At 36.4% G+C, this 16593-nt stretch carries 16 protein-coding genes; 11 read left to right on the top strand and 5 right to left on the bottom strand.

Annotated features, from left to right (window positions below; translation table 11 throughout):
• Positions 1-12: 12 nt before the first annotated feature.
• Positions 13-1428 (bottom strand): MBOAT family O-acyltransferase, encoded by a 1416-nt coding sequence (locus PQF83_RS19850; protein WP_000232139.1) that lies wholly within the window; start codon positions 1426-1428, stop codon positions 13-15.
• 223 nt (positions 1429-1651) lie between these two features.
• Here PQF83_RS19850 and PQF83_RS19845 point away from each other — a divergent pair, with 223 nt between their 5' ends.
• Positions 1652-3109 carry an MBOAT family O-acyltransferase gene (locus PQF83_RS19845; RefSeq protein WP_000898520.1) on the top strand — a complete coding sequence of 486 codons (1458 nt, stop codon included), beginning with the start codon at positions 1652-1654 and terminating at the stop codon, positions 3107-3109.
• A 9-nt stretch (positions 3110-3118) separates the two neighbouring features.
• Positions 3119-4150 carry a hypothetical protein gene (locus PQF83_RS19840; RefSeq protein ID WP_000792077.1) on the top strand — a complete coding sequence of 344 codons (1032 nt, stop codon included), beginning with the start codon at positions 3119-3121 and terminating at the stop codon, positions 4148-4150.
• A gap of 141 nt (positions 4151-4291) precedes the next feature.
• Here PQF83_RS19840 and PQF83_RS19835 read toward each other — a convergent pair whose 3' ends face one another.
• Entirely contained in the window at positions 4292-5686 is a 1395-nt protein-coding gene (locus PQF83_RS19835) for an O-antigen ligase family protein (protein WP_000256702.1), read from the bottom strand.
• A gap of 309 nt (positions 5687-5995) precedes the next feature.
• Here PQF83_RS19835 and PQF83_RS19830 point away from each other — a divergent pair, with 309 nt between their 5' ends.
• The 3 genes from PQF83_RS19830 (at position 5996) to PQF83_RS19820 (ending at position 7550) form a co-directional block, all read left to right on the top strand.
• Positions 5996-6784: an enoyl-CoA hydratase gene (locus tag PQF83_RS19830; RefSeq protein ID WP_000454170.1), complete on the top strand. Its 789-nt coding sequence runs from the start codon at positions 5996-5998 to the stop codon at positions 6782-6784.
• Between the two features lie 101 nt (positions 6785-6885).
• The gene (locus tag PQF83_RS19825; RefSeq protein ID WP_000720155.1) at positions 6886-7206 is read left to right on the top strand and encodes a hypothetical protein; all 321 of its coding nucleotides are present in this window, start codon (positions 6886-6888) and stop codon (positions 7204-7206) included.
• A 17-nt stretch (positions 7207-7223) separates the two neighbouring features.
• Positions 7224-7550, top strand: a complete 327-nt coding sequence (locus PQF83_RS19820; protein ID WP_000118158.1) for a nucleoside triphosphate pyrophosphohydrolase — start codon at positions 7224-7226, stop codon at positions 7548-7550.
• A gap of 21 nt (positions 7551-7571) precedes the next feature.
• Here the strand turns inward: PQF83_RS19820 and PQF83_RS19815 are convergent, their stop codons facing one another.
• The gene (locus PQF83_RS19815; protein ID WP_001027091.1) at positions 7572-7751 is read right to left on the bottom strand and encodes a hypothetical protein; all 180 of its coding nucleotides are present in this window, start codon (positions 7749-7751) and stop codon (positions 7572-7574) included.
• Between the two features lie 126 nt (positions 7752-7877).
• Here PQF83_RS19815 and PQF83_RS19810 point away from each other — a divergent pair, with 126 nt between their 5' ends.
• The 3 genes from PQF83_RS19810 (at position 7878) to PQF83_RS19800 (ending at position 11843) form a co-directional block, all read left to right on the top strand.
• Entirely contained in the window at positions 7878-8927 is a 1050-nt protein-coding gene (locus PQF83_RS19810) for a M42 family metallopeptidase (protein WP_000930097.1), read from the top strand.
• A 240-nt stretch (positions 8928-9167) separates the two neighbouring features.
• The gene (locus PQF83_RS19805) at positions 9168-10757 is read left to right on the top strand and encodes an N-acetylmuramoyl-L-alanine amidase (RefSeq protein WP_000877253.1); all 1590 of its coding nucleotides are present in this window, start codon (positions 9168-9170) and stop codon (positions 10755-10757) included.
• A 132-nt stretch (positions 10758-10889) separates the two neighbouring features.
• Positions 10890-11843, top strand: coding sequence for a TRM11 family SAM-dependent methyltransferase (locus PQF83_RS19800; protein WP_001059296.1), 954 nt, complete (start codon positions 10890-10892; stop codon positions 11841-11843).
• A 204-nt stretch (positions 11844-12047) separates the two neighbouring features.
• On the opposite strand, the gene PQF83_RS19795 is transcribed toward PQF83_RS19800, so the two are convergent.
• Positions 12048-12290, bottom strand: coding sequence for a YflJ family protein (locus PQF83_RS19795; protein ID WP_000400488.1), 243 nt, complete (start codon positions 12288-12290; stop codon positions 12048-12050).
• A gap of 89 nt (positions 12291-12379) precedes the next feature.
• On the opposite strand from PQF83_RS19795, the gene PQF83_RS19790 reads away from it, so the two are divergent.
• Together PQF83_RS19790 and PQF83_RS19785 are read left to right on the top strand one after the other, a co-directional pair.
• On the top strand, positions 12380-13423 hold the full coding sequence (locus tag PQF83_RS19790) for a proline racemase family protein (RefSeq protein WP_305037128.1): 1044 nt from the start codon (positions 12380-12382) through the stop codon (positions 13421-13423).
• Between the two features lie 19 nt (positions 13424-13442).
• Positions 13443-14420 (top strand): ornithine cyclodeaminase family protein, encoded by a 978-nt coding sequence (locus PQF83_RS19785; RefSeq protein ID WP_000960719.1) that lies wholly within the window; start codon positions 13443-13445, stop codon positions 14418-14420.
• A gap of 80 nt (positions 14421-14500) precedes the next feature.
• On the opposite strand, the gene PQF83_RS19780 is transcribed toward PQF83_RS19785, so the two are convergent.
• Positions 14501-14782 (bottom strand): hypothetical protein, encoded by a 282-nt coding sequence (locus tag PQF83_RS19780; RefSeq protein ID WP_001190848.1) that lies wholly within the window; start codon positions 14780-14782, stop codon positions 14501-14503.
• A 197-nt stretch (positions 14783-14979) separates the two neighbouring features.
• Here PQF83_RS19780 and PQF83_RS19775 point away from each other — a divergent pair, with 197 nt between their 5' ends.
• On the top strand, positions 14980-16569 hold the full coding sequence (locus PQF83_RS19775) for an ABC transporter substrate-binding protein (RefSeq protein ID WP_000823584.1): 1590 nt from the start codon (positions 14980-14982) through the stop codon (positions 16567-16569).
• Positions 16570-16593 lie beyond the last annotated feature (24 nt).

Below are 16593 nucleotides of genomic sequence, written 5' to 3'. Positions count from 1 at the left end.
TTCCTACATCAGTTAAAACCTGAAATAAATAAATGGATTATATGTTGAGTTAATCAAGTACATAACCGAAATCATAAATAATGTTAGTAATAATATAGGACGTACAAATTGCATTGTGAACATATACGTTTTTGGCGCAAGTTCTAGTATGTTTTTCATTCGTTTTAAAATTGGTGTCGCTGCGATAAAGGCAATGAGAAATACGATAATGTATTCATGTACGTATAACATCGTATTGTCATCGATGAAAGATTGGCCACCTATGCCGAACATCGCTTTTAAATATTGGAAAGAGTAAGCGAAGTTGTCAGCTCGGAAGAACACCCAACCGATCATAACGATTAGTAATACGTATGCATGTTGCAGCGGCTTCCATAGTTTGTTTAATATTTTTTCGAATCCAGCTTTTTCAATTGAAATAATAAAGCCGTAATATAAGCCCCAGGCGATAAATGTCCAGCTCGCCCCGTGCCATAAACCAGTTAACCCCCATACGATGAAAAGGTTACGATAATTCGCTAGTTTTGAAACGCGGTTTCCGCCGAGCGGGATATATATGTAATCGCGGAACCAAGAGCCGAGTGTAATATGCCATCTTCTCCAAAACTCTGAAATAGATTTAGAGATGTACGGATAGTTGAAGTTTTTCGGGAAATCAAAGCCGAACATTTTTCCAAGTCCGATTGCCATATCAGAGTACCCTGAGAAATCGAAATAAATTTGCAGGGTATAGGCGATAATACCAATCCATGCCGTTCCAACACTCATTTCAGATGGTGGTAAGGCAAAGATTTTATCAGCGACAAATCCAACTTGGTTAGCGATTAATATCTTTTTTGCTAGTCCGAGAACGAAAATTTGAATACCTTCTGTGAATCGTTCAAAAGAATGGATGCGCGTTTTAATTTGCTCAGCGACGATATTGTAACGAACAATTGGTCCGGCAATAAGCTGAGGGAAAATAGAGATATATAGCGCTAAGTTAAGTGGATTTTTTTGAACATCCCCATCTTTACGGTATATATCGATGACATAGGACATCGCTTGGAATGTATAAAATGAAATTCCAATTGGTAGTGGAATAGGTTCCACATGAATAGATAAGTGCAATATGTTGTTTAAAATGTCTGTGAAAAATGAAATATACTTAAAATAAGAAAGTAATAGTATATTTCCGACTACAGCCATAATTAAAAATGTGACTTTCATATTTTTTCGTTTATCATAATGATGCACGAGTAGGCCGAAGCAGTAGTTTAATACGATGGAAAAGAGCATTAAAAGAACGAAACGTGGTTCGCCCCATGCATAGAAAATTAAACTAAATGCAAGTAATACGAAATTACGTAGCTCGGCACGCACTATAAAATAGAGAAATAATACGAGAGGTAAAAAGATAAACAAGAAAATCGAACTACTAAATACCAAAGGACTCTCCTCACTTTTTCGAAATACATTTCGTAAAAAAACGACATATCTATTATATATTCTTTTTTATAATAGTGCCTTTAATATTTTAGCATGTTAATAATTCGATTAAAATAATTATTCTATATAATAGAAGAAAAGCGGTATGGAATCCTTTTGACACCCACTATCTGGATAAGATAAGATGAATAAGGTGTGATTTGTTTAGAAGGGAAGAGATGGTGTGTTATTTAACTCGTTTGAGTTTATTTTTTTATTTTTACCGATAGCATTTCTTTTATATTTTTTATTAAATAAATTTGGACAAACTACTTTAGCAAAAGCTTGGCTTGTGGCAGCATCTTTATTTTTCTATAGTTATTGGAACATAAAGTATTTGCCGCTTATGTTAGTATCGCTCATTGTGAACTACTTTATCGGAATGAGGCTCGTGAAGCATAAGAGTAAACTTCTTTTAACAGTAGGCTTACTATTTAATATAGGAATGCTTAGTTATTTCAAGTACTATGATTTCTTTTTGCAAAATGTAAATTCGTTATTTGGAACTCATTTTACATTATTATCATTAACGTTACCGCTTGCGATTAGTTTCTATACATTCCAAAAGATTGCGTTTTTAGTAGATACATATCGCGGGGAAACGGAGGCATGTCATTTTCTTGATTACGCTCTGTTTGTAACATTTTTCCCGCAACTTATTGCAGGACCAATTGTACACCATGCGCAAATTATGCCGCAATTTGCGGATCGTAGTAAAAAGCGTTGGCAATCAAATTATATCGTTCTCGGTATTTTTGTATTTGCCATCGGTATTTTCAAGAAAGTAGGGATTGCAGACGTTTTATCTCCTGTCGTACGGGAAGGGTTTGATGTACAGCAGTCGCTAACCTTTGTTGAAGCTTGGCTTTCATCATTAGCGTTTACATTTCAGTTATACTTTGATTTCAGTGGATATAGCGATATGGCAATTGGAATTGCGTTAATGTTCAACATTAAATTGCCTCAAAACTTTAACTCACCTTATAAAGCGGTGAGTATACAAGACTTTTGGCATCGTTGGCATATGACATTAAGCCAGTTTTTAACGAAATATGTGTATATTTCTCTTGGAGGAAATCGAAAAGGTATTACGCGTACATACGTCAATATTATGATTGTCTTCTTAATAAGTGGACTTTGGCATGGGGCTGGTTGGACATTTATTTTCTGGGGATTTCTGCACGGATTAGCTTCTGTCGTTCATCGTTTGTGGAACAAAGCAGGAGGGCGCATGCCGGCCTGGGCGGGATGGCTCGTGACGTTTTTCTTCATTAATATAACGTGGGTATTCTTTAGAGCAACATCGATGCATGATGCGGTGAAAGTGTTAAAAGGAATGTTTGGATTTAATGGATTCGAACTAGCCAATAGCGTATTCCCGGTATTTGTTATTGAGAAGCTACAATTTTTAAAAGGGTACGGTGTTTCATTTACTGAAGCATACCATGTTTCATTATTAAATACGGAAATAGTAGCGTATATTTTCGGAGCATTATGTATTAGTTTCTTCTTAAAAAATTCAATTCAGTTAAAAGACTCATTCCGTCCGACAGTATGGACGGCGTTATTTACTGCAATATTACTTGTGTATAGTGTATTGCATTTAACGAGTATTAGTGAGTTTTTATACTTTAATTTCTAGGTGGAGAATATGAAAAACAAACAGTGGCTTATTTTCGTTTTTGTATGTGTTTTTGTTCCACTTGCAGGTGTTGGAATATTTAATGGCTATGCAGATTCACTTTGGTTATTCTCTCATAAAAATAAGTGGAATAATGTTCAGTTTGGGTTTAATGAGAGACAACAAAAAACGAATTATATAACATATCGTCCGTTTACTTATGATGGCGTTATACTTGGAAGTAGTAGAACAACGTTTATCAATGAGAATGATTTTACTGGATTAAACGCATTTAATTATGCGGTAAGTAGTACAGATCCGCGTGAGTACGATGCGTACATTGAATATGCAAAAGAGAGAAAAGGTAGTGAATTATCTTCTATTGTGATTGGTTTAGATTTCCTTGGAACGAACAAAAATAGAGAAATCGGTTTTGAAAAGCCAGAAGTATATATTAATGAGGCACAAAGCTTACTATATCCAATTAAATCGTATGTGAGTATGGATGGGATTACATATTCCCGAAATACAATTCAAAACTCCATTCATCACAATAAGACTATTGATGTATATAATCGCGATAACATAAAATCGATGCGTGAGTATACGAAAGAAGAGCGTGACACACAAATTGCCGCGCAAGTAGATAAATTTAGTAGAGAGATTTATGGCGGGAATTATGAGTATCAAAATATGAAGGAAATATTAGGAACTGTAAAATCTCATAATCCGAATACAAAGTTTTATATTTTTACAACTCCTGTTTCAGAGCCGTTGTTCCGTGCGATGATTCAATCAGGGCGTTGGGAAGATTATAAAAGGTGGCTCCATGATGCTGTCGATGTATTTGGAGAAGTGCATCATTTCATGTATTTAAATTCAGTAACAAAGAACTTAGATAATTATATGGATGGACATCATTTCAGGCCAGAAGTCGGAAAGATAATTGCACATAAAGTTGTAAATGAAGAAGATCGTAATGTGCCGAAAGATTTTGGGATTGTTATTACGAAGGATAATATTGATGAGGTGCTGGAGCAGATTCATGCATCGTTTCAATAGAAAGAAATAGTTTTGTTTCAAAGATCGAATCTTCATGTGATTCGATCTTTTTTAGTAGTCCACAAAAAATTTAATTAAGCGAGAAAAAGCAATTATGACTGGAGTAGAAAGAAGCAGCATCCAAATAGATGCTGCTTCTTTCTATTCTATTTCTAAATCAACAATTAAGTAGGCAAGTATAACGATGAAAAAAATGCTAACAGATGGCGCTGTTAATACGTGACCAGACATAAAGCCAATGCCAAGTGATAGGATGAGTGTACTAGATAATAGCATATATTTTACAGTTATAATTTTCTTAAAGTTTGTGATCATACGGATGAACAGTTTAATACCGAAGTATAGAAGTGGTATTAAGTAAATAAGGAAACCGATAATTCCAAAGGCGAAAAATAGGTCATGGAAGTCCATTTCAATTAATTTAATTTTAACTGTGTAGTTACCAGCGTAACCCATTCCAAAAAGTTTTTGTGAGAGCGGTGCTTCTTTATAGTATTGTTTGTATACTTTTAAGAATTTGTCCCGATCACTATAAATTAAACTCTTCACTTCAGAGTCTGTTAGTTCACCTTTTGCGTGTTTTTTTGCATCCTCTGGATTTTCTTTAATTACTTTTCCTTCTTTTTTATCCTGTTCTTCTTGTACTGATTTTTTGTATTCGTATATTTGCATGTGGATTCCCATATTTTTTGCGATAGGAGTATGCGGTGTAAGAACAATTAAACCTCCTAGTACAACTGCTGCAACGATGGTGTTTACAAGATATGTGAATCCTTTTTTTTCTTTTTTACGGTTTATCATATATTCAATGAACGAGAAGAAAAGTGCTACGCCTAATGTTAGCACAATTGCACCATATCCAACTTTTGTTCCGACCATAATACTTGCATACATCGCAAGTATTGTTGGAATCCAGTAATATATTTTCGAGAAAGAAGTTGTTTTATAAATCGAATATAAGACAACGATTGGGAACATAATCGCGAAGAGAGCACTTAAATCATTTCCAGCAAAGAACCAACCTCTCGAGCCAATTTTTGAGTGAGGATAGCTTGGGAAATCAGTGCCAGTTTGCATTGCGATAATCATTGTGATGCTTAAAATTAAAGTTGCATATAAGAAATATGTAATGATTTTATGAAACACATATTCTTTATTTTTTAGCTCTTTAAAGACGATAATATATCCAAACAGTAGCACAATTGGATATATGCTCTTTAAAATAAATTTAACTTCTTCTCCAAATGAAACTGGAGATTTAACCATCATATTATTTACAAGACCGATTGCCAGTGCAATGCCGAGTAAACATAAATAGAGAATGTACTTTTTCGCGCCTTGTTGTTTATGATGAAGAAGTAGATAACCTAATGCAAGAAGCATAAAGGCGAAACGGACTACGATTCCGACTGTTGCGCTCATGTGTAATATATAGATTGAAAAAGACGTTAATAAATCTAAAATTGGTTGAAACACGATGAATAGCAGTAGGAAATGCGGGAAGTAGTTATCCGTCTGTTTTAACTTAGTAACCATATGTTCCTCCATTTCTTCATTCCTTTATTTCAGCACCCCTCTATATAATAGGAAGGGGAATGAATTTCTATATTTAATTTTTATATCAGACTTAAGAATACACCATTTCATTGTAATGGTAAATAGATGAAGAGCCGGGATAAACCGACTTTAATTTCTATATTTTTCAACGAAATTGTATGTTTTATGCAAGGTGATATACAAATTACGAGATTATTAGACAGAAAATTAAGAAAAAAGAAGGGTTTTTCACATCCTTTCTATAATTATATAAGTATAATCTTTGTGTAGAAAAGAGGGGTATATATAATGGAAGTAACAAGTAAAACAGAATCTGTCATTGTGAAATATGAAGGGCACGTTGCAACGGTTATGGTCAATCGCCCAGAGGTGTTAAATGCATTAGATGAGCCAACGTTAAAAGAGTTATTACAAAAACTGAAAGAAGTAGCGGAGAGTTCTGCACACATTGTTGTGTTATGCGGGAACGGCCGTGGTTTTTCTGCGGGTGGAGATATTAAATCGATGCTTTCAAGTAATGATGAAAGCAAGTTTGATGGAATTATGAATACTATCTCTGAAGTCGTTGTGACTTTATATACGATGCCAAAGCTCGTTATTAGTGCGATTCATGGACCAACTGCTGGTCTTGGATTAAGTATTGCGTTAACAGCTGACTATGTGATGGCAGATATTTCATCCATTATTGCGATGAACTTTATTGGAATCGCTTTAATTCCAGATGGCGGCGGCCATTTCTTCCTTCAAAAGCGCGTTGGTGAAAATATGACGAAGCAAATTATTTGGGAAGGAAAGAAATTATCAGCGAGCGAAGCGCTTGATATCGGCTTAATTGATGAAGTAATTGGCGAGGATTTCCAAACAGCTGTGAAGCAAAAGATTAGTGAATGGTCACAAAAACCGATTAAAGCGATGATTCAAACGAAACAAATTTTATGTGAAGTAAATCGCTCCAATTTAGAACAAACATTGCAGCTTGAAAAACGCGGTCAATATGCGATGAGACAAACTGCGGATCATAAAGAAGGTATTGCTGCATTTTTAGAAAAACGTTTGCCGGCATTTAAAGGAGAATAAAGTGTAGTAATAGTTTTACTAACGGTTAATTTAAGGTAAAGGGGAGAAAGTGCTAACACATTTTAGTATAATTGTGTTAGCACTTTTTTTAGGAGTAATACATGAAGAAAATTATTGGTGTTATCGTTATTATTTTACTTACTTATTATGCTTTGCATAGTACACCATCTCTTGCGGTACGAACTGCACTATTCTTTGAAGGGCATCCAATTGTTGCTTTCTCAGGTGAAGTGGAGAAAGAACGGGATGTGAAAAAAGAGGCGATTCCTGATGAGTACCAAACCTTATATGGCGATAAGAAAGAAGAACCAGAGCATTATTTCTTTCCGGCAGTAAGGGCACACGGATCAGGAATTGATATGTTAAGTGCTTGTGTGAAAAAAGAGTGGTTATTTTATAAGGCAGAGCTCGGCTGTTATTAAACATAGGAGGGTGGATGATGTCAGTATATAACAAGTTAGTAAGAGATCGTGTTCCAGAGAAGATTTTAATGTCTGGAAAAACATATACAGCACAAAAATTAACAGGACAAGCATACATACAAGCTTTAGCGAAAATTGGAACAGAAGAAATTCGTGAATTTGCTTCTATGAAAGAGCGTGAACATGCGCTTGATTCTCTTGCGGATGCACTGGAAGTAATCATCTCATTAGCGCGTGCAGAAGGTGCGACAATTGAAGATGTAGAACGTCTTCGTAAGCAAAAAGAGATAGAGCGCGGTGGGTTTGAAAGAGGTATTTACTTGTTGGATGTTTCAGAAGAATAGATTTGTAGGAAAAGCATAGCGTTACTCATTAACGCTATGCTTTTTTGTTGCAATTAAGCTAATAATGAAGAAGATAGCTGTTAATACCCAGCCAGTTGTAATAGAAGTAGTAGTATGAACTGCATAAGAAAATTGTAAACAAAGTAATGATGCTAGAAACCAAATGAGTGCAATGTGTACATATTTTTTTGATATATTCATATTGTATAACTCCTTTTATATACTAAAATGAATTTTACTATAATTTAGAAAATTAAGCTATATGAGTAGAGGATTTATAGTAAATTCGGTATACTAAATAATAGGAAAAATGAGGAGGAAATGACAATGGCACATCATACGAAAGAAACGATGGAATTGATTAAGGAGCTTGTCTCTATTCCAAGTCCGTCTGGAAATACAGAGAAAATCATTCGTTTTATTGAAAACTATGTAAGTGAGTGGAATGTAGAAACGAAGCGTAACAATAAAGGCGCTCTTATTTTAACGGTAAAAGGGAAAAATGATGCACAGCACCGTTTATTAACAGCACACGTTGATACGTTAGGTGCGATGGTAAAAGAAATTAAGCCAGATGGTCGTCTCAGTCTTTCTATGATTGGCGGATTTCGCTGGAACTCTGTAGAAGGAGAATATTGTGAAATTGAAACATCAAGCGGTAAGACGTATACAGGAACGATTTTAATGCATCAAACATCTGTGCATGTATATAAAGATGCAGGTGAAGCGAAACGTGATGAGAAAAATATCGAGGTTCGTATTGATGAGCGCGTATTTTCAGCTGATGAAGTACGTGAATTAGGAATTGAAGTAGGAGACTTCGTTTCATTTGATCCGCGCGTTCAAATTACAGAGAGTGGATACATAAAATCACGTCATTTAGATGACAAAGTAAGTGTTGCGATTCTATTAAAATTAATTAAGCGATTACAAGATGAAAACGTAACATTACCATATACAACTCATTTCTTAATTTCTAACAATGAAGAGATTGGATACGGTGGTAACTCTAACATTCCAGAAGAAACGGTTGAATATTTAGCGGTTGATATGGGAGCGCTAGGTGATGGACAAGCATCTGACGAGTATACAGTATCTATTTGTGCAAAAGACTCTAGTGGTCCGTATCATTATGCACTACGTAAACATTTAGTAGAGCTTGCGAAAACGAACAATATTGAATATAAAGTAGATATTTATCCGTACTATGGATCGGATGCATCAGCTGCAATTCGCGCTGGATTTGATGTGAAACATGCATTAATTGGAGCAGGTATTGATTCTTCTCATGCATTTGAGCGTACACATGAAAGTTCGATTGCTCATACAGAAGCACTTGTTTATGCATATGTATTATCAGAGATGATTGCAGAATAAGAAAAGAAATAGGCTACCTCTAGTAGCCTATTTTTTGTGTGCAGAGAAATCGACTTTATTTAACAAAGAGTAAATTAATTGTAATTTATTTTACAATATTAAGAAATTAGGTTTACTACATAATTCGAGTATTATAAAATAATAGAGGCGCACTAATTTTTTTTGTTCGAATTTGCAGGGATTTATATATTAAGATTACGCGTTATTAAAAGATGATTGTCGAGAGGAGTATTATTTTTTATGAAGTATCGTGCAGTCGCGGCAGGTATTTTAGCCGCAAGTTTATTATCGTCTCCAGTAAGTAGTTTCGCAGCAGCGAAGAAGTTTTCGGATGTTCCTTCATGGGCGCAACAATCAGTTGATTATTTAGTAGGAAAAAAGGCGCTTGATGGAAAGCCAGATGGAACGTTTTCTCCATCTGAAGCAGTAGATAGAGGATCAGCTGCAAAAATTTTAGCAGTCGTTCTTGGTTTACCAATTGATCCAAAAGCAAAGCCATCTTTTAAAGATGCACAAAACCATTGGGCAGCTCCGTACATTGCTGCAGTGGAAAAAGCAGGTGTAATTAGTGGAGATGGTACTGGTAAATTTAATCCATCAAGCAAAATTAACCGTGCATCTATGGCATCTATGTTAGTACAAGCATACTCATTAGATAAGAAAATTATTGGAGAACTTCCAACACAGTTTAAAGATTTGGAACCTCATTGGGGTAAGAAACAAGCTAATATTTTAGTAGCTTTAGAGATTTCTAAAGGTACGGGAAATGGCTGGGAGCCTGAAGGAACTGTAACTCGTGCAGAAGCAGCTCAGTTTATTGCGATGGCTGATCAAAATAAAACAGATACATCAAAAAGAATGTATATGAACAGAAACTTTATTACATATCATCAACCATCATTATCATCTGGTATTACTGATGTTCAGCATAAGCCACAAATGGTTGTAGTGAAAGAACAAAGAGCAGACGGCTGGTTAAAAATTGTAACAAGTAAAGGTGAGAAGTGGACACCTCTAACAGAAAAAACAGAAACGATTAATGAAGGATTTACTACTTATGAAACAGCTTCACATAGTTCTAAAGTGCTAGGTACATATAATGCACAAACAGTAACGGTTATGGAAGAGAGTGGAAGCTGGATTCGTATCCGCGTAGGCGCTGGTTTCCAATGGGTTGATAAAAATCAATTAAACCCAGTAAAACAAGAGAACTTCTTAGAAGGTAAAGCAATTATTATTGATCCAGGTCACGGTGGAATTGACTCGGGTAATGTTGGTTATTACGAGAAAGAAAGTCAAATCGTATTAGATACATCTTTACGATTACAAAAACTATTTGAGAAAAAGACACCATTTACTGTTAAGTTAACACGTACGAACGATACACGCCCAGGAGTAGATGCTAGTGATTCTTTAAGAAAAAGAGTAGAATTTGCTAATGAAAATAAGGGTGATATTTTCGTAAGTATTCACGGTAACGGTTCGGATGAAAAAAATGGACACGGTACAGAAACATTCTATTATGCAGCAGCACCGACAAGATCAACGAATCCACATACGGAAGACAGTCGCTTATTAGCAGAAAAAATTCAAAAACGCCTTGTAGCAGCACTTGGGACATATGACCGTGGTGTGAAAAAGGATAATTGGTACGTAATAAAATATAATACAATGCCAGCTGTATTAGCAGAATTAGCATTTGTAGATAATAAGAATGATGCAAATAAAATCGCTACACCAGCACAGAAACAAAGTGCAGCAGAAGCAATTTATCAAGGTATTTTAGACTATTACGAAGCAAAGGGTAATAACGTATCTTCTTTCCGTTAATACATTAAAAGAGATTGCCAATAGGCAGTCTCTTTTATTTATTAACGTTTCTCTTTATTTCAGGCATGTGATATCATTTAATTTTATATAAGAAAGTATTGTAATTATAACGATATAGAGGATGATCATAGATTGAATAATCATAGGAAAACACCTGCATGTATATATACGTATGCATTTCGTGAGGAGGAGCGTGCTTTATGTTACTTGGAAATGCGCTCGTTCTTTGGAATGGAGTCCCACGTTAATATTTTGAAAAGTGATGTCAAAATTGACCCGAGTAGAAGTCCTTTTATGAAAGAGCGCGTTGAGGTTATGTATGAAGGAGACGACTTAGAAAGTATTTTGGAACAAGTAGAACAAATTGATTTGGCGGGGGCGACGTTCAAAGTTATCTTCGTTAAAATTAATGACCTTGTTGGAGAGAATAAAATTGAATATGGAGAAAGACGTCTGATAGAGCGAGACCTCGGCATGCATATTGAAGGAGAAGCGGATGTTCGTAATCCAGAGCGTGTATTCGGGATTGTTCCTCTTGGAGGACGCTGGTATTTCGGGCACTATGTAGAAAGTGAACCAGTTTGGTATCACCACATAAAAAAACCACGTAGCTATTCGACATCTCTTAGCACACGCGTTGCAAGATCCGTTGCAAATATTGCGGTGCCAAATCCAGAGGGAGTAAGAGCGATTGATCCGTGCTGCGGCATTGGAACGGTTGTAGTAGAAGCTCTTTCGATGGGAATTAACATCGTTGGTAGAGATATAAGCCCGCTCGTTGCGATTGGAGCGAGAGAAAATATTGCACACTTCGGATTCGATGGGACGATAACGAAAGGCCCGATCGAGGAGATTACGGATAATTACGACGTCGCAATTATCGACATGCCATATGACTTATTTACGCACGCAACACCAGAAAATCAGCTCTCCATTCTTTCAAGCGCGCGCCGCATTGCTAAAAAGGTAGTCGTTGTTACAATGGAAACAATGGACGATATGATTCATGAAGCAGGATTTGAAATTACAGATCGCTGCACTACAAAAAAAGGAACATTTTCTAGACAAATTCTTGTTTGTGAATAAGGAAGAAAGGTCACCCGTTTGGGTGACCTTTTTTTGCTTTGTATGAATGTGTGATTGGTTGGTGGAATGGAGGAGGGATTTGGCGAAATTTGTCGGTAAGTCGATATTCCATGTCGAATCGCCGATATATTTAAAAAATCGCCGATATATTGTGTGAAATCGCTGATATATTCCGAGAATCGTCGATATCGTTACATTAGTATATTACTGTTCTTTTAATTTCTTTTGTTGTGCAAGTAGTAAATTGCGCAAGATGTGTCCGCGGTAACTTTCTAGTTTGCGTCCTTCATGATAGCGCACGCCTAATTTCTTTAGTTCGGCTACGTACCAGCCTTTTGTTCCGTAATACATGAGATCACTTCCTTTTTGCTTTTGAACAGTATATGTTGGGGGTGGAAGTAACTTTCCATTGAAAATAATAAGACCGGTTGTATCAAGGTGTTCCATAAAATAGCTTCAAGACCGTGTATAAAAAAATAGACAGTAGTGTATGTTTTTTTTAACAATGTATACAAATTTATACCCTATGCGTTGGCATGATATTTGCAATAAAAAGAGTATCAACATATAGGGGAGAGATGGAAATGAAGGTTAGTAAAGTGTATACAACAATTGATGCACACGTAGCTGGGGAACCACTTCGAATTATTACAGGAGGCGTGCCAGAAATAAAGGGAGAAACGCAGCTAGAAAGACGGGCATACTGCATGGAACATTTGGATCATCTTCGCGAGGTTCTTATGTATGAACCGAGAGGACATCACGGTATGTACGGTTGTATCATTACTCCGCCTGCGAGTGCTCACGCTGATTTTGGTGTGTTATTTATGCACAATGAAGGATGGAGTACGATGTGTGGACACGGCATTATCGCTGTTATTACAGTCGGAATTGAAACTGGTATGTTTGAAACAAAACAAAAGTTTATTATTGATAGCCCTGCTGGGGAAGTCATTGCGTACGCAACATATAGGGGGAGTGAAGTAGAGTCCGTATCATTTGAAAACGTTCCTTCATTTGTATACAAAAAAGACGTTCCTATTAAAATAGATAACTATGAGTTTCAAGTAGATATCGCATTTGGCGGAGCTTTTTACGCTGTTGTGGATAGTAAAGAATTGGGTTTGAAAGTTGATTTTAAAGACTTAGCTGCTATTCAAACGTGGGGCGGTAAAATTAAGCGCTACATTGAGAGTCAGATGGAAGTGAAGCATCCACTTGAAGAAGGGTTAAAAGGAATATACGGCGTTATTTTCTCAGATGAACCGAAAGGGGAAGACGCAACGTTACGAAATGTAACAATCTTCGCTGATGGGCAAGTAGACCGTTCTCCTTGCGGCACAGGAACTTCCGCAAGAATCGCAACTCTTTTTGAAAAAGGCGCTCTGCAAAAAGGAGAAATTTTCGTCCACGAATGTATTACTGACGGGAAATTTGAAGGGGAAGTATTGTCGGTAACAGCGGTACATACATATGAAGCTGTCGTTCCGAAAGTAACGGGGAATGCATTTATTACAGGATTTCATCAGTTCGTTGTAGACCCGAGAGATGATTTGAATCGGGGATTTTTGTTAGGATAGAAGAAGGAGGTGGAAAGATATGCTAGTCCTAAGCGCGAACGAACAACGAAACTTAGTAAATATGAATGAAGTCATTGAATATGCGGCGCTTGCCTTAAAAGAGTTTTCCGCAGAAAGAACAATCACGCCAATTCGCGGTTCATTACCATTTGCGAATGAGAAAAATACTGCATTAATTATGCCCTCAGTAGCGGAAGGACTTGAGGCACTTGGCTTAAAGGTAGTAACAGTAGTGCCCGAGAACAAAAAGATAGGAAAGAAAACGATAAACGGGATTGTGATGCTATCCGACTTTCAAACGGGAGAACCGCTCGCACTTTTAGAAGGCTCGTACTTAACGATGATTCGAACAGGCGCCTTATCAGGAGTAGCGACAAAACATTTAGCTCGTCATACCGCAAAAACGTTATGTATTATCGGGACAGGAGAACAGGCGAAGGGAATTGCGGAAGCTGTATTTGCAGTTAGACATATTGAAAGAGTCATGTTATACAACCGAACAGAAGAAAAAGCATATGCATTCTCGCAATATATACAAAAGAGATTCAATACACCTACTTATGTTCACAAAAACGCAAATGAAGCAATAAGCGAAGCAGACATCATCGTCACAACTACGAACGCATCCACACCAGTCTTCTCAAAAAAACTACAAAAAGGCGTCCACGTAAACGCCGTCGGTTCATTCAGGCCAAGTATGCAAGAACTACCATCCCACGCTATTGGTAATGCAAACAAAGTAGTAGTCGAATCAAAAGAAGCAGCACTAGAAGAAACAGGGGACCTTCAAGTTCCGATAAAAGAAGGTCTATTCGAAGCTAGCAACCTCCACGCCGAACTCGGTCAAATTATAAGCGGAGAAAAAGCCGGCCGCGAAAACGATGAAGAGATTACTGTTTTTAAATCGGTTGGTTTGGCGGTAGTGGATATAATTGTTGCGAAGTATTTGTATGAGAGAGCGGTGGAGCGCGGAGTTGGGGAGAGGATTGAGTTTTGAGAGGGGCTGCCTTTTGGTGGTCTTTTTTTGTTTGGGTTGAGGGGTAATAAATAAGGGGAGAGGAATTCCCCCCTTATTTATTATGCATGCAATGTGAATTCATATTTCTTATTTATTTTGTTTGCAATGGTTTCTAAAAAATCTTGTACGGTCATTTTCTCTATTTCTCTCGTATACCATGCTAGTTTTGCGCCCTTATCGTGCCCATCGTATCCTACTTCTAAGGGCATAAAGGCTTTATTACAATATGTATAATCGAATTTAATATAAAGTTCTTTTCCTTCAGGACATGCTAGTTTTACTGCATATATAGGGTTTTTATTTTCTGTGTTTAGTTTGATTTTTAATATTTTTGATTGCATGCATTATCACCCCCCTGTTTTATTTTTACTTAATATAATGATATTATAATTTATTTTTGATAGATATGTAAAAACTTCCTAGTTTTACGAAAAAGTTTGACTTTATATACGGGTAGTGGTAATTTAAAACTTATAAGAAAACTCGGGATTAATTCCGAGTTTTCTTATGGGTATAACTAGTTTGAGGGGGCCGAAAGATGAAACGGAAATTATTTGCATTACCATTTGTCCTAATACTACTTATTGCATTAGCGGCTTGTTCTGGAGGAAAAGATTCTTCGGAGCAAGCAGGCACTAGTAAATCAGGGACTCCGAAAGATGGAGGGACGTTAACGATTGGTGTTAGCGATAACCCAGAGACGATGAATCCGCTTTATGCGAATGATCGTGTGTCGTTAACGGTGCAGCAAGCTTTATATGCACCGCTGTATCATATGGAAGACGGTAAGAAGAAGTTTGTTCTTGCTGAAAGCTTTACGCCTTCAGAGGATCAATTAACGTGGACATTGAAGTTAAAAGATAATTTGAAATGGCATGATGGTAAGAAAATTACATCAGACGACATAGCATTTACATTCCAATCTATTTTAGATGAGAAGCAAAATAGCTCAAGTCGTGAAAACTTTGTTTTTAAAGGAAAACCGCTTGAGGTGAAAAAGGTAGATGAGTTAACAACTCAATTCGTTTTACCACAAGTAAGTGCATCTTTCGAAGGTGTGATGAATGATTTCTTCCCAATTCCGAAACATGTATTTGAAGGGGAAGCAGATTTAGCGAAGAGTAAGAAAAACTTACAACCTGTCGGATCAGGTCCGTTTAAGTTTAAAGAGTATAAGTCTGATGAGTACGTTGCATTAGATCGATTTGATGATTATGTAGGTGGTAAAGCTAAATTAGATTCTATCGTATACCGCGTTGTAAAAGATCGTAATACAGCAAATGTTTCACTACAAAATGGTCAAATCAACATGAAGATGATTGAGCCACAAGACTTTAAGAAATTAGATAGCACTGGGAACTTCTCAATGGTGACATTCCCAGAAGGTAGATTATTCTACTTATCTTATAACATGAATACAGATCTGATGAAGAAAAAAGAAGTGCGCCAAGCAATTGCGCATGCATTAGATAAGAAAGAAATGATTAACTCAGCATTCGTTTCTAGTCAATTTGCAGAACCGGCAAATTCAATTTTAACGCCAGACGCTATGTATTATGCAAAAGACATTAAAGATTATAAGTATGATAAAAAAGAAGCAAAAGATTTATTAGCGAAAGCTGGCGTGAAAGATAAAGAAAAAGTACGCGTTATGTATGTAACGAATAATAAAATTATGGAAAGCTTAGCACTTTATACACAGCAAAAATTACAAGAAGTTGGCTTAGAAGTTGAACTGAATGCATTAGATGCTAGTGCAGCAAGTGACAAAAGCTTAGATAAAGAGAATAAAGAATTCGATATTACATTCGGTGGTTACATAATGGGACCTGAGCCAGATTCATATAAGAGCTTATTCTTAAGTAATGCTGAATACAACTATGCACGTTATAAAAACGCTGATTTCGATAAGTTATGGGAAGAAGCTGCAGTTGAAACAGATAAAACAAAACGCGCAGAACTATATCATAAAATTCAAGAAACAGCTAGAGAAGATTTACCTTATCTACCAATTGCGTATCCGAAAGCAGTTATTGCAGTAGATAAAAAGTTTGATGGATTGAAAGAAGCAAAAGCAATTCCTGTCACAATGTTTGAAGATGTATCTAAGATTTATGAAGTGAAATAAGAAACAAACAGTAAAGAAGCTGGT

Origin of the sequence: Bacillus sp. FF-1, from assembly GCF_028548245.1 — a bacterium.
Classification (GTDB): Bacteria; Bacillota; Bacilli; order Bacillales; family Bacillaceae_G; genus Bacillus_A; species Bacillus_A paranthracis.
This window is presented reverse-complemented; position numbering and strand designations above follow the sequence as displayed.